The 12,946-nt window shown below is 63.6% G+C and carries 11 protein-coding genes; 1 reads left to right on the forward strand and 10 read right to left on the reverse strand.

Features of this window, described 5'->3' with window-relative positions:
- Positions 1–15 precede the first annotated feature (15 nt).
- The 10 genes from hutG to hutC all read right to left on the reverse strand — a co-directional run bounded on the left by hutG (position 16) and on the right by hutC (position 11,388).
- Positions 16–816 (reverse strand): N-formylglutamate deformylase, encoded by an 801-nt coding sequence (gene hutG / locus PspTeo4_RS19120; protein WP_322366895.1) that lies wholly within the window; start codon positions 814–816, stop codon positions 16–18.
- Positions 817–826: 10 nt separating this feature from the next.
- Complete coding sequence (gene hutI, locus PspTeo4_RS19125) at positions 827–2,032, reverse strand: imidazolonepropionase (protein WP_322365476.1); 1,206 nt, start codon at positions 2,030–2,032, stop codon at positions 827–829.
- 146 nt (positions 2,033–2,178) lie between these two features.
- A complete protein-coding gene (gene hutH, locus PspTeo4_RS19130) occupies positions 2,179–3,711 on the reverse strand; it encodes a histidine ammonia-lyase (protein ID WP_322365477.1) in 1,533 nt (510 codons plus the stop codon).
- 20 nt (positions 3,712–3,731) lie between these two features.
- Positions 3,732–5,255, reverse strand: coding sequence for a histidine ammonia-lyase (locus PspTeo4_RS19135; RefSeq protein ID WP_322365478.1), 1,524 nt, complete (start codon positions 5,253–5,255; stop codon positions 3,732–3,734).
- An 8-nt stretch (positions 5,256–5,263) separates the two neighbouring features.
- A complete protein-coding gene (locus PspTeo4_RS19140) occupies positions 5,264–6,094 on the reverse strand; it encodes a glycine betaine/L-proline ABC transporter ATP-binding protein (RefSeq protein ID WP_322365479.1) in 831 nt (276 codons plus the stop codon).
- Positions 6,091–6,942 carry a proline/glycine betaine ABC transporter permease gene (locus tag PspTeo4_RS19145; RefSeq protein WP_322365480.1) on the reverse strand — a complete coding sequence of 284 codons (852 nt, stop codon included), beginning with the start codon at positions 6,940–6,942 and terminating at the stop codon, positions 6,091–6,093. Before PspTeo4_RS19145 ends, PspTeo4_RS19140 begins: the two co-directional genes overlap by 4 nt.
- 26 nt (positions 6,943–6,968) lie before the next feature.
- Positions 6,969–7,937, reverse strand: a complete 969-nt coding sequence (locus PspTeo4_RS19150) for an ABC transporter substrate-binding protein (RefSeq protein WP_322365481.1) — start codon at positions 7,935–7,937, stop codon at positions 6,969–6,971.
- A 168-nt stretch (positions 7,938–8,105) separates the two neighbouring features.
- Positions 8,106–9,785 carry a urocanate hydratase gene (gene hutU, locus PspTeo4_RS19155; RefSeq protein ID WP_322365482.1) on the reverse strand — a complete coding sequence of 560 codons (1,680 nt, stop codon included), beginning with the start codon at positions 9,783–9,785 and terminating at the stop codon, positions 8,106–8,108.
- A gap of 317 nt (positions 9,786–10,102) precedes the next feature.
- Positions 10,103–10,681: a HutD family protein gene (locus PspTeo4_RS19160; protein ID WP_322365483.1), complete on the reverse strand. Its 579-nt coding sequence runs from the start codon at positions 10,679–10,681 to the stop codon at positions 10,103–10,105.
- Positions 10,678–11,388 (reverse strand): histidine utilization repressor, encoded by a 711-nt coding sequence (hutC, locus tag PspTeo4_RS19165; RefSeq protein WP_322366896.1) that lies wholly within the window; start codon positions 11,386–11,388, stop codon positions 10,678–10,680. The genes PspTeo4_RS19160 and hutC overlap by 4 nt, the downstream gene beginning before the upstream one ends.
- 144 nt (positions 11,389–11,532) lie before the next feature.
- Between hutC and PspTeo4_RS19170 the strand changes: the two genes are divergently transcribed.
- Positions 11,533–12,897 carry a formimidoylglutamate deiminase gene (locus PspTeo4_RS19170; protein ID WP_322365484.1) on the forward strand — a complete coding sequence of 455 codons (1,365 nt, stop codon included), beginning with the start codon at positions 11,533–11,535 and terminating at the stop codon, positions 12,895–12,897.
- The last annotated feature ends 49 nt before the right edge of the window (positions 12,898–12,946 follow it).

Below are 12,946 nucleotides of genomic sequence, written 5' to 3' on the forward strand. Positions count from 1 at the left end.
CCGGCCCGTTGCGCATCACCGATAACGTTCGCGTGCCCAGCCCAGCGCCGTCTCCAGCAGGTGCTTCAAGACCTGCTGGGTAGGCTGGGCCAGGTCCTCGCGGTAGGCGAACGGCTCGCTTTCCTCCATGTACGTGGACTGGGCCAACTCCAGCTGCACCGCATGAATGTCCCTGGCCGGGTCGCCATAGTGGCGGGTGATGTGGCCGCCTTTGAAGCGGCCATTTAGCACATGGCTGTAGTCCTGTGCCTGGCCACACACACCTTTCAGGCGCTCGGCCAGTTGCGGGTCGCAACTGGCACCGTTGAACGTCCCCAAGTTGAAGTCCGGCAGCTTGCCCTCAAACAGGTGTGGGATGAGCGAGCGGATCGAGTGGGCATCCCACAACAACGCGTAGCCGAAGGTTTCGCGCAGGCGCGCCAACTCACTCTTGATGGTGTCGTGGTAGGGGCGCCAGATGAGCTCGAGGTAGGTCTTGCGCGCCTCGGCAGAGGGTTCCATCCCCTCTTTGAACAGTGGCTCACCTTCGAACAGGGTCGAGGGATACAAGCCAGTGGTCGCTCCGGCATACAGCGGTTTGTCGTCTTCCGGCCGATTCAGGTCGATGACGAAGCGCGAATACTCCGCCGCCACCACGCTCGCACCCAGTTCGCGGGCGAAGTCATACAGCTGCGGGATATGCCAGTCGGTATCGGGCAGGCAGCGTGCCGGCTCCACCAGGCCATCGCGCACCTCGGGGGTGAGCTTGAGGCCGGCGTGGGGCATGCTGATCAGCAAGGGCAAACTGCCCTGGTGGAAACTCAGTACCTTGTCCATCTCGCCTCGCTCAATTGGATATCTCATGGCCCTTGCGCACCACGCGCTTGGGCAGGTCGCCACCAAGCCAGTAGGCCAGGTCGGCGGGGCGCTCGATCTGCCAGGCAACGAAGTCCGCCACCTTGCCGGCCTCCAGCGAACCGTGGCTGTCGCCCAGGCCCAGCGCTGTGGCGGCATGCACGGTGACCCCTGCCAACGCTTCTTCCGGGGTCATGCGGAACAGCGTACAGCCCATGTTCAACATCAGCCGCAGCGATAACCCTGGCGAAGTACCGGGGTTGAGGTCGCTGGCCAAGGCGATTTTCACACCATGGCGGCGCAGCGCATCCATCGGCGGCAACTGGGTCTCGCGCAGGAAGTAGAAGGCGCCCGGCAGCAGCACGGCAACGGTGCCGGCCTTGGCCATGGCGATGGCATCGTCCTCGGTCATGAACTCCAGATGATCCGCCGACAACGCCTGATAACGTGCCGCCAGGCTGGAGCCGTGCAGCGACGACAGTTGTTCGGCATGGAGTTTGACCGGCAAGCCCAGCTCATGCGCCTTGATGAACACCCGCTCGACTTGTTCAGGTGAAAACGCCAGGTGCTCGCAGAAGGCATCCACCGCATCCACCAGCCCTTCCTGAGCCAAAGCCGGCAGCATCTCGCCACAGATGTGCGCGATGTAGTCGTCCGCCCTGCCGACATATTCCGGTGGCAATGCATGGGCAGCCAGGCAGGTGGTGCGCACGGCCAACGGCAGTTCTTCGGCCAGGCGCCGCGCCACGCGCAGCATCTTGCGCTCGTTGGCAAGGTCCAGGCCGTAGCCGGATTTGATCTCGAGGGTCGTCACGCCATCGCGCATCAGCGCCTGCACCCGCTGACGGGCACTGGTGAACAGCTCATCCTCACTGGCTGCGCGGGTAGCCCGCACGGTGCTGGCAATGCCCCCACCCTGTGCGGCGATTTCGGCATAGCTCACGCCCTGCAGGCGCTGCTCGAACTCGCCGCTGCGGTTGCCACCGAACACCGCGTGGGTGTGGCAGTCGATCAACCCCGGGGTGACCCAGGCGCCGTTCAGGTCTACCGTGCGGGTAATCTCGAACACCGGCAGGTCGGCACGCGGGCCGATCCATTCGATCAGGCCGGCATTGCTGACAATGGCCGCGTCCTCGATGATCGAGTAGCTGCCCTGGGCCATGGTTGCCGCGTGGCAGTGCTGCCAGAGGGTTCTCATATACAGACTCCGTAATTAGCGATACTGCAATTGCAGCCATCGCCGGCCAGCCGCCCCCCACAGGTTCCCCTCTGCACTCAAGGGTGATGCTGTGCCTGTGGGAGCTGGCTTGCCAGCGATTGGGCCGCAAAGCGGCCCCAACAACCTCAAAGGCTTGGCAGAACACCGGTTGGCAGCAGGCCGGTCAGCTTGCCTTCTGCCAGCAACGCACTGGCCATCTCAATGTCCGGCGAGAAGAACCGGTCGCGGTCATAGTGCGGCACCTCACGGCGCAGCACCTGGCGTGCCTGCTCCAGCTTCACCGAGGTCTTCAACCCTTCGCGCAGGTCCAAGCCCTGACAGGCCCCCAGCCATTCGATGGCCAGCACGCCACGGGTGTTTTCCGCCATTTCCCACAAACGCTTGCCGGCAGCCGGGGCCATGGACACATGGTCTTCCTGGTTGGCCGAGGTCGGCAGGCTGTCGACACTGTGCGGGTGCGACAGGGCCTTGTTTTCGCTGGCCAACGCAGCGGCGGTGACCTGGGCGATCATGAAGCCGGAGTTGACCCCGCCGTTTTCCACCAGGAACGGCGGCAGCTGGGACATGTGCTTGTCCATCATCAGCGAGATGCGACGCTCGCTCAGTGCACCGATCTCGGCAATCGCCAAGGCGATGTTGTCCGCGGCCATGGCCACTGGCTCGGCATGGAAGTTACCGCCAGAAATCACATCGCCTTCGGCAGCGAACACCAGTGGGTTGTCGGACACGGCATTGGACTCGACCGCCAGGACTTCGGCAGCCTGACGCAACTGGGTCAGGCAGGCGCCCATGACCTGAGGTTGGCACCGCAGGGAGTATGGATCTTGAACCTTGCCGCAGTTCTGGTGCGAGCGCGACACCTCGGTGGATTCGCTCAGCAGGTCCCGGAAGCAAGCGGCAGTGTCGATTTGCCCGCGCTGGCCGCGCGCGGCATGGATGCGGGCATCGAACGGCGCCCGCGAGCCAAGTGCAGCTTCCACGGTCAGACCACCACAGGCGATGGCCGCAGCGAACAGGTCCTCGGCCTGGAACAGCCCACGCAGCGCGTAGGCGGTGGAGGCCTGGGTGCCGTTGAGCAGCGCCAAGCCTTCCTTGGCAGCCAGGGTCAGCGGCTCCAGGCCGGCAACGGCCAGGGCCTCGCTAGCCGGCAGCCATTCACCTTTGTAGCGCGCCTTGCCTTCACCGAGCAGCACCAGCGACATGTGCGCCAGTGGCGCCAGGTCACCGGAAGCGCCGACCGACCCCTTGAGCGGAATGTGCGGGTAGACCTCGGCGTTGACCAAGGCAATCAACGCATCGATGACCTTGCGGCGAATGCCGGAGAAGCCACGGCTCAGGCTGTTGATCTTCAGCACCATGATCAGCCGCACCATGGCGTCGTCCAGCGGTGCGCCGATACCGGCAGCGTGGGACAGCACCAGCGAGCGCTGCAGGTTTTCCAGGTCATGGCTGGCGATACGGGTCGAGGCCAGCAGGCCAAAGCCGGTGTTGATGCCGTAGGCGGTGCGGTCCTCGGCAATGATGCGCTCGACACAGGCGACGCTGGCATCGATACCGGCGTCGGCGCTGGGGTCCAGGCTCAATTGCACGGGTGCGTGGTGAATCCGGCGCAGTTGGGCCAGGGTCAGGCTGCCGGGAACGAGTTTCAAAGCTTCCATGTGCAAGCTCCTTGATGTGTTCAGTTCAGCGCCGTCAGCACAGGCTGCGGCAACCGGGAATTTTTGAGCAGGGCGGCGGCGCTGGCGATGTCCGGTGCCAGCCAGCGGTCCTGCACGTAAGCTGGAACCTGCTCGCGCAGCAGACGCCAGGCGGCGTCGGTACCGACGCCGAAGCGCTGTTCCTTGAGGAATTCGAAGGCCTGAGCGGCCAGCAAGTACTCGATGGCGAGAATCTGCGTGCAGTTCTCCAGCACCTGATGCAGCTTCAATGCGGCATTGGTGCCCAGGCTCAGGTGGTCTTCCTGAAGGCCCGAGGTGACGTAGTTGTCGAGCACCGCTGGTTGCGCCAACTGGCGGTTTTGCGCGCAAAGCGAGGCTGCCACGTACTGAGCGATCATCATCCCCGAGTTGACCCCAGGGTTGCTGACCAGGAATGCCGGCAGGCCACTGACGTGCGGGTTGACCAGGCGGTCCAGGCGGCGCTCGGCGATAGAGCCGATCTCGGCCATGGCAATGGCCAGCAAGTCGGCAGCCATGGCAACGGACTGGCCGTGTGGGTTGGCCTGGGAGACCACGCGGAAATTATCTGGCGTACCCAACAGCAGCGGGTTGTCGTTGGCGCCATTGAGCTCTGCCTCGATCTGCCGCACGGCGTGGGCCCACTGGTCACGGGCAGCGCCATGCACCTGCGGAATGGAGCGAATGCTCAAGGCATCCTGAGTGCGGATGCCTTTGCTGGCGGCAATCACTTCGCTGCCCTCGAGCAACGCGCGCAGATGCGTGCCGACCACTTGCATGCCCGGATGCGGCTTGAGCGCGATGATCTCGGGGTCAAAGGCGTCGATCTGCCCGCGCAATGCCTCGAAGCTCATGGCACCGATCACATCGGCCCATTGCAGCAGGCGGCTGGCATCGTCCAAGGCCAAGCTGGCCAGGCCGGTCATGCACGGCGTGCCGTTGACCAGGCACAGGCCGTCCTTGGCACCCAGCTGAACAGGTTCCAGGCCTTCAGCGCCCAGAGCCTGGGCGGCTTCCACGATCTGCCCGCGGTAGCTGACCTTGCCGATACCCAGCAGGCTCACCCCGACATGGGCCATGTGGGTCAGGTAACCCACCGAACCCTGGGACGGCACCTGAGGGGTGATGCCGTGGTTGAGCAGCGCCAGCAGCGCCTCGACCACGCCACGCTGAATGCCGGACTTGCCGTGACTGAAGTTGACGATGGCGGCGCAGATGATCGCCCGGGTCTGCTCATCAGGCAGCGCCGGCCCCACGCCACAGGCATGGCTGAGCAGGGTATTGCGCGATAGCGCGCTCAACTGCTCGCCTTGCAGCGATACGTTGCACAGCGCGCCCAGGCCGGTGTTGACGCCATAAGCACGCTCACCGCTCTCGACGATATGCCGCACGATGGCCTGGGCATTGTCGATGCGCGCCCACACCTGCGGCGCCAGTTTCAGGCGTGCGCCATGGCGAGCCACGGCGGCGATGTCCTGCCAACGCACCGGGGCGCCGGTGATAACCACGGTTTCAGCTTGCGACATGGCGATCCTCATACCGCGACCGCGCGGCGCTGGACGAAGCGGTCGACGTATTCGTCGGCCGGGTTGTGGAGAATCTGGTGTGGCGTACCGACCTGAATCAGGCGGCCATCCTTGAGAATGGCGATGCGATTACCGATACGCACTGCTTCATCCAGGTCATGGGTGATGAACACGATGGTCTTGTGCAAGGTCTTCTGCAGCTCCAGCAACTGGTCCTGCATTTCGGCACGAATCAGCGGGTCCAGGGCACTGAAAGCCTCGTCCATGAGAATGATGTCGGTGTCCGCCGCCAGGGCCCGGGCCAGGCCGACGCGCTGACGCATGCCGCCCGACAGCTGGTGCGGATACTTCTTCTCGTAGCCCTTCAGGCCCACGGTCTCGATCCACTGCTGGGCGCGCTCGGCGCACAATTGCTTGTTCTCGCCACGCACCTTCAGGCCATAGGCGACGTTGTCCAGCACATTGCCGTGCGGCAACAGGCCGAAGCTCTGGAACACCATGCTGATCTTGCGTCGGCGGAATTCGCGCAAGGCCTCCGTGTCGTACTTCAGGATGTCCTCGCCATCGACCAGAATCTGCCCGCTGGTGGGGTCGATCAGGCGGTTGAAGTGGCGCACCAGGGTCGATTTGCCGGACCCGGACAAGCCCATGATGACGAAGATCTCGCCACTGCCGATGGACAGCGACAGGTCGTTGACCCCCACCACGCAGCCGGTCTGCGCCAGCACCTGCTCCTTGCCCTGCTTGTTGCGGATCAGTTGCAGGGCTTCCTCGGCGCGGTCGCCGAAGATCTTGAAGACATTCTTCACTTCGATCTTGCTGATCGCCTGCGTGCTCATTTGCTCACCTCATGGCGTGGCCGGCCATAGGCCTGGGTAATGCGGTCGAACACCACCGCGAGAATGACGATCGCCAGGCCAGCTTCCAGGCCACGGCCGACGTTGAGGGTCTGGATCCCGACCAGCACGTCTTCGCCCAGGCCACGGGCACCGATCATCGAAGCGATCACGACCATCGACAACGCCATCATGGTGGTCTGGTTGATGCCGGCCATGATGCTGGGCAATGCCAACGGCAATTGCACGCCGAACAGTTGTTGCCAGCGGTTGGCGCCGAAGGCGTTGATGGCCTCCATCACCTCGCCGTCGACCTGGCGAATGCCCAGGTCAGTCAGCCTGATCAGGGGTGGCGCAGCGTAGATCACCGTGGCGAAGATCGCCGGCACCTTGCCCAGGCCAAACAGCATCAGCACCGGAATCAGGTACACGAAGCTGGGCATGGTCTGCATGATGTCCAGCAGTGGCATCAGTACTGCGCGCAGGCGGTTGCTGCGTGCCGACAGAATGCCCAGCGGAATGCCCACCAGCACCGAGATGAACGTCGCCACCAGCATCAGCGCCAGGGTCTGCATCAGTTTGTCCCACAGGCCCACGGCACCGACCAGGAACAACAGGCCGGTGATCACCAGGGTCGGCAGAACGCGGCGGGTGGCGTGCCAGGCGATGACCGCCACCACACCCAGCATCAGCCACCAGGGTGTGGCGCGCAGCAGGCCTTCGAGGCTGACGATGGCCCACAGCAAGGTGTCGGAAATGTGCCGGAACACATCGCCGTAGTTGGTCACCAGGGCGTCGACCCAGCCGTTGACCCAGTCGGCGATGGAGAATGTCAGGTTGTCAGGAAACATAGGTTCCACTCATCAGCTGAGGACGCTCAGAGCGCCGCGTTGATCTTCTTGGCAGCCTCTTCGCTGACCCAGGCCTGCCAGACTTCAGGATGTTCCTTGAGGAACGCCTTGGCCAGTTCCGGCGACTCGATCCGATCCTTGGTCATGCGCGCCAGGTTCTGGTTCAGCAGGTCGATCGGCAAATTGACCTTCTCCAACACCGCCACCAGTTCGGGGGCTTGCTCGTGGAACGCCTTGGACAGCCCGACCTTGATCGTCACGGACTTGTCCACGCCCTCTTTCTCCTGCAGCTTGACCAGGTCGACCTGGCCCATCAGCGGGGTTGGGGTCCAGTAGTAGAAAAGAATCGGCTCGCCGCGCTTGTAGCTCGACAGCACAGCGGCATCCAGCGCCGGGCCGGTGCCGGGGCGGAAGTTGGTGTAGCTGCTCTCCAGACCGTAGTCCTTGAGCATCTTGGTGTTGTCCAGTTCACAGGTCCAACCGGCCGGGCAGTTGTAGAAGCGGCCTTTGCTTGGCTCCTCCTGGTCCTTGAACACACTGGAATACTTGGCCAGGTCGGCGACGTTCTTCAGGTCTGGCGCCTTGGCTTCGAGCTTGCGCTTGGCATCGCCCTCGATCACGTAACGCGGTACGTACCAGCCTTCCTGTGCGCCAACCACCGGTGCGCCGACACCCACCACCTTGCCGGCGGCCTCAGCCTTGTTCCACACTTCGCTGCGGCCAACCCACTCCTCGGCGAACACCTGGATGTCGTTGGTGCCCAGGGCGTTTTCCATGGTGATGGAGTTACCGGGCAGGCTGTCGGTGTCGCAGCCGTAACCGTTCTTCAATACGAACTGCATCACGTCGGTCAGCAGCATGCCGCTTTCCCAGTTCAGCCCGGCGAACTTCACCGGCTTGCCGGATTCGCACCAGCCCGCGGCCTGGCTGCTGCCGGCAGCGCCGAGCAGACCAAGGGCGAACAGCGAGGCGAGCAGGGTCTTGTTGGTTTTCATTACGTGACGCTCCCAAACTTGAAAGTGGAATTCGGCAGGGCTTGAAAAAGTTGGGACCGGGGCTGCTTTGCGTCCCATCGCCGGCAAGCCGGCTCCCACAGGGTTCAACTCAGTCCTTGTGGGAGCGGGTTTACCCGCGAAGAGCTGTGCAGCAGCCCCAAGTGCCCGTCAGCCGGTAATCATCGGCAGGTTCAGCCCCTGCTCTTTGGCGCACTCGATCGCAATTTCATACCCTGCATCGGCATGGCGCATCACGCCGGTGGCCGGGTCGTTGGTCAGCACGCGGGCGATACGCTCGGCGGCTTCGTCGGTGCCGTCACATACAATCACCATGCCCGAGTGCTGCGAGAAGCCCATGCCCACGCCGCCGCCGTGGTGCAGCGAGACCCAGGTGGCGCCGCTGGCGGTGTTGAGCAGGGCGTTGAGCAGTGGCCAGTCGGAGACCGCATCCGAACCGTCGCGCATGGCTTCGGTTTCGCGGTTGGGGCTGGATACCGAGCCCGAGTCCAGGTGGTCGCGACCGATCACGATCGGCGCCGACAGCTCGCCGCTGCGCACCATTTCGTTGAAGGCCAGGCCCAGCTTGGCACGCAGGCCCAGGCCAACCCAGCAGATACGCGCCGGCAGGCCTTGGAAGCTGATGCGCTCGCGGGCCATGTCCAACCAGCGATGCAGGTGGGCGTCGTCGGGGATCAGTTCCTTGACCTTGGCGTCGGTCTTGTAGATGTCCTCGGCGTCACCGGACAGCGCCGCCCAACGGAACGGGCCGATGCCACGGCAGAACAGCGGGCGGATGTACGCCGGCACGAAGCCTGGGAAGTCGAAGGCATTGCTCACGCCCTCTTCCTTGGCCATCTGGCGAATGTTGTTGCCATAGTCGAAGGTCGGAACGCCCTGCTTCTGGAAGTCGAGCATGGCCTGCACGTGCACGGCCATCGACTGCTTGGCGGCCTTGACCACGGCAGCTGGCTCGGTCTGGGCGCGGTCGCGGTACTGTTCCCAGGTCCAACCGGCCGGCAGGTAGCCGTTGAGCGGGTCGTGGGCGCTGGTCTGGTCGGTGACCATGTCCGGGCGCACACCACGGCGCACCAGCTCGGGCAGGATTTCAGCGGCGTTGCCGTGCAGGGCGATGGAGATGGCCTTGCCTTCGGCGGTGTACTTGGCGATGCGCGCCAGGGCGTCATCCAGGTCGGTGGCCTGCTCGTCGACGTAGCGAGTCTGCAGGCGGAAGTCGATGCGGCTCTGCTGGCATTCGATGTTCAACGAGCAGGCACCGGCCAGGGTTGCTGCCAGCGGTTGGGCGCCGCCCATGCCGCCCAGACCGGCGGTCAGTACCCACTTGCCCTTGAGGCTGCCGTTGTAGTGCTGGCGGCCAGCCTCGACGAAGGTTTCATAGGTGCCCTGGACGATGCCTTGGCTGCCGATGTAGATCCAGCTGCCGGCGGTCATCTGGCCGTACATGGCCAGGCCCTTGGCATCCAGTTCGTTGAAGTGTTCCCAATTGGCCCAGTGCGGCACCAGGTTGGAGTTGGCGATCAGCACACGCGGGGCGTTTGCATGGGTCTTGAACACGCCGACCGGCTTGCCCGACTGCACCAGCAGGGTTTCATCGTCGTTAAGGTTGGTCAGGCTCTCGACGATCTTGTCGTAGCACGCCCAGTTGCGGGCGGCGCGGCCAATGCCGCCGTACACCACCAGCTCTTTCGGGTTTTCAGCAACCTGCGGGTCGAGGTTGTTCATCAGCATGCGCAGCGGCGCTTCGGTCAGCCAGCTTTTGGCGGTCAACTTGTTGCCACGCGGGGCGCGGATCTCGACGTCACGGAATTTGTTCAAGTTGTTGTCAGTCACGAAAAGTGCTCCTTGAGCGATCTATCCAAACCCGACGCGATCGGCGGGCCAGTGGTGCGTTGTGTCAAACGCGAAAGGGACGGCCTATCCACTTTCGCGCACTTGGCTTTACTTGTACATACAAGCATATGCAATTGAATTGCCAAGTCGTCTTTTCGACCACGCACCAGCCGCCTGCGGAGCGGTTGAAGGCCACGTTATTCAAGGGATACGGGGTTTATGAAAATTCTGAGAAGGCGTTGCGAGGGAGAATTCAGGCCAAGGCGGCATTGCGCCACCTTGGGGCATTCGGTAACAAATTGTGCGATAGCGGTGCGTTACCGGGAAACGTCGCTCAGTTCGATGACACAGCACAGCCCGGTGACTTCCAGCTCCACCAGGCGATCGTTACCGCTCAAGTGCACGCAGTCGTAGCGGTCCAGGTTATCCACAGGCTGCCCGCCGACACGAAGCTGCAATTGTGCCTGCCCACTGAAGACCAGCACGGTGCCTGCGGCGCTGAACAGCCGGGTACTGCCGTTGAACCACTGCAGGCGCGCACGGTAACGCTCGGGGGCATAGATGAGGTTGAAGTCGCGGATCGGGCCACCCAGCAGGTGACAATTCACCTGGCTCTGGCCATCGAAGGCGAATGCATCGAACGGCAACAACGGCCGCGACGCCACACCATCGACACTCAGGCGCATGCCGTCCCCTTGCAAGACGGTGATGATCCGCTGATAGCCGACGAAGCTGGAGAAGCCGCCGGAAGCCTCGATATCGGCAATGGAAAGACGCCAGCCGAAACCGTCCAGTCCATCACCCGCGTCGCGCGTGATTTCTTCGGTGTAACCGCCACCGTTCTTCCAGGGCATGCGTGGGTAATCCCGCGCACGTAACACATGCAGGTGGCTCATTTGCTGAAGCGTCCTTCCAGGCGATGACGGGAACCCGGGTGAATCAACCGAGCGGCAGTAACTGGCAGGCGACCAGACCAGGTACGGCGACGGATCAGCAGGCAAGGCTCGCCACGCTCGATCTGCAGCAGTTCGCATTCATCGGGCTCGGCGAGGATGGCCTCGACCACGTGCTCACCCTCTGTCAGCGGTGCAACCTGAGACAGATAGGCATACGGCGTCTGGCGGGTGAAGTCCTGCTTGAGGTAGTCCGGCGCGATGGCGGCGTTGACGTAGCGGTCCTCGATCTGCACCGGTACGCCATTCTCGTAATGCACGATCAGCGAGTGGAACACCCGCTGGCCTTCGCGCATGTCCAGGGCCAAAGCGCGCTCGGAGCCGGCCGCTTCCTCGGTAAGGGTGATGACCTGGCAGCTATGCTGGTGGCCACGGGCGGCAATCTCGTCTGCGATGTTGTGGACCTCGAACAGCGCCGAGCGGGTCTTGGGCTCGGCGACGAAGGTCCCCACGCCTTGCATGCGTACCAGCAGGCCCTCTGCCGTGAGTTCGCGCAGGGCGCGGTTGATGGTCATGCGGCTGAAGCCCAGCTCGCTGACCAGTTCGCTTTCCGAGGGCACCCGGTGATGCGGTGGCCAGCTGCCGTTTTCGATCTGCTGGACGATCATCTGCTTGACCCGGGCATACAGCGGCGCCGGCCCTTCGCCCATCTGGGCGACCAGCGTGGAGACAGGAGGTGTCGGCACGGCGTTTGGTCCTTGTGCGAATTGATTGAGCGGTAGCTTGCCGGAGTTTACCCGGCAGGCAAACGGCTGTATATGTATATACAAGCTGAACAATAACAGGATAGACCCATGCCCGCCTACTTCGCCGAACGTGCCCTCCTACCCAGCGGTTGGGCTAGAAATGTCCGTCTGGAGATCGCCGCCGACGGCTATCTGACGGGCGTGCAAGCCGATGCCAGTGCAGAAGACGCCGAGCGGTTGAGCGGGCCTGTGCTGCCAGGCATGCCCAACCTGCATTCCCATGCGTTCCAGCGTGCCATGGCTGGCCTGGCGGAGGTCGCAGGCAACCCCAACGACAGCTTCTGGACCTGGCGTGAGCTGATGTACCGCATGGTCGGCAAGATCTCCCCGGAGCAACTGCAGGTCATCGCCCGTCAGCTCTACATCGAGATGCTCAAGGCCGGTTACACCTCGGTGGCCGAGTTCCACTACGTACACCACGATCAGGCTGGCAACGCTTACGCCGACCCCGCCGAGCTATCCCGACGCATCAGCGCAGCCGCCACCAGCAGCGGCATCGGCCTGACCTTGCTGCCCGTGCTGTACAGCCATGCCGGTTTCGGCGGCCAAGCGCCCAATGATGGCCAGCGACGCTTCATCAACACCACGGAGCAGTACCTGAACCTGCAGGCGCAGCTTGCACCGATCCTGGCCGCGGAACCTGCGCAAGCGCTGGGCCTGTGCTTCCACTCCTTGCGTGCGGTCACCCCAGGGCAGATCGACCAGGTGCTGACAGCGTCGAACCCTCACTGCCCGATTCATATCCACATCGCCGAACAGCAGAAGGAAGTGGATGACTGCCTGGCCTGGAGCGGCCTGCGCCCGCTGCAGTGGCTGTACGAGCATGTTCAGGTGGACCCGCGCTGGTGCCTGGTCCATGCCACCCATGCCAATGCCGATGAGGTGACCGCGATGGCTCGCAGCGGCGCCGTCGCGGGCCTGTGCCTGACCACGGAAGCCAACCTGGGTGATGGCATCTTCCCGGCGGTGGACTACCTGGCTCAAGGCGGGCGTATGGGGATTGGCTCGGACAGCCATGTTTCGCTGAGCGTGGTGGAAGAGTTGCGCTGGCTGGAATATGGACAGCGCCTGCGAGATCAGCGGCGCAATCGGCTGTATGGCAAGGACCAGCCGATGGTCGGACGCACCTTGTACGACGCAGCGCTAAGAGGTGGAGCCCAGGCGTTGGGCCAAGCCATCGGCACTCTGGAAGTGGGCAAGCGGGCTGACTGGCTTGTGCTCGACGGGCAGGATCCGTACATCGCAACCGCCGATGGCGATGCCATTCTCAACCGCTGGCTGTTCGCTGGCACAGACCGTCAGGTACGGGATGTGATGGTGAATGGGCAGTGGGTGGTGCGCCAGGGGCGGCATGCGCAGGAGGAAGAAAGTGCGCGGGCGTTTGCTGGGGTGTTGAGGCAGTTGCTGGGGTGATGGGTTGCCTGCACTGGCCCTATCGCCGGCAAGCCGGCTCCTACAAAGA

The organism is Pseudomonas sp. Teo4, from assembly GCF_034387475.1.
GTDB lineage: Bacteria > Pseudomonadota > Gammaproteobacteria > Pseudomonadales > Pseudomonadaceae > Aquipseudomonas.

What these genes read in the sequence shown, in the direction of transcription:
- hutH (WP_322365477.1), bottom strand. Translation starts at nt 3,711, where the DNA reads ATGGAAGCTTTGAAACTCGTTCCCGGCAGCCTGACCCTGGCCCAACTG.
- PspTeo4_RS19150 (WP_322365481.1), bottom strand. Translation starts at nt 7,937, where the DNA reads ATGAAAACCAACAAGACCCTGCTCGCCTCGCTGTTCGCCCTTGGTCTG.
- PspTeo4_RS19135 (WP_322365478.1), bottom strand. Translation starts at nt 5,255, where the DNA reads ATGTCGCAAGCTGAAACCGTGGTTATCACCGGCGCCCCGGTGCGTTGG.
- PspTeo4_RS19170 (WP_322365484.1), top strand. Translation starts at nt 11,533, where the DNA reads ATGCCCGCCTACTTCGCCGAACGTGCCCTCCTACCCAGCGGTTGGGCT.
- hutC (WP_322366896.1), bottom strand. Translation starts at nt 11,388, where the DNA reads ATGGGCGAAGGGCCGGCGCCGCTGTATGCCCGGGTCAAGCAGATGATC.
- PspTeo4_RS19140 (WP_322365479.1), bottom strand. Translation starts at nt 6,094, where the DNA reads ATGAGCACGCAGGCGATCAGCAAGATCGAAGTGAAGAATGTCTTCAAG.
- hutG (WP_322366895.1), bottom strand. Translation starts at nt 816, where the DNA reads ATGGACAAGGTACTGAGTTTCCACCAGGGCAGTTTGCCCTTGCTGATC.
- PspTeo4_RS19160 (WP_322365483.1), bottom strand. Translation starts at nt 10,681, where the DNA reads ATGAGCCACCTGCATGTGTTACGTGCGCGGGATTACCCACGCATGCCC.
- hutI (WP_322365476.1), bottom strand. Translation starts at nt 2,032, where the DNA reads ATGAGAACCCTCTGGCAGCACTGCCACGCGGCAACCATGGCCCAGGGC.
- PspTeo4_RS19145 (WP_322365480.1), bottom strand. Translation starts at nt 6,942, where the DNA reads ATGTTTCCTGACAACCTGACATTCTCCATCGCCGACTGGGTCAACGGC.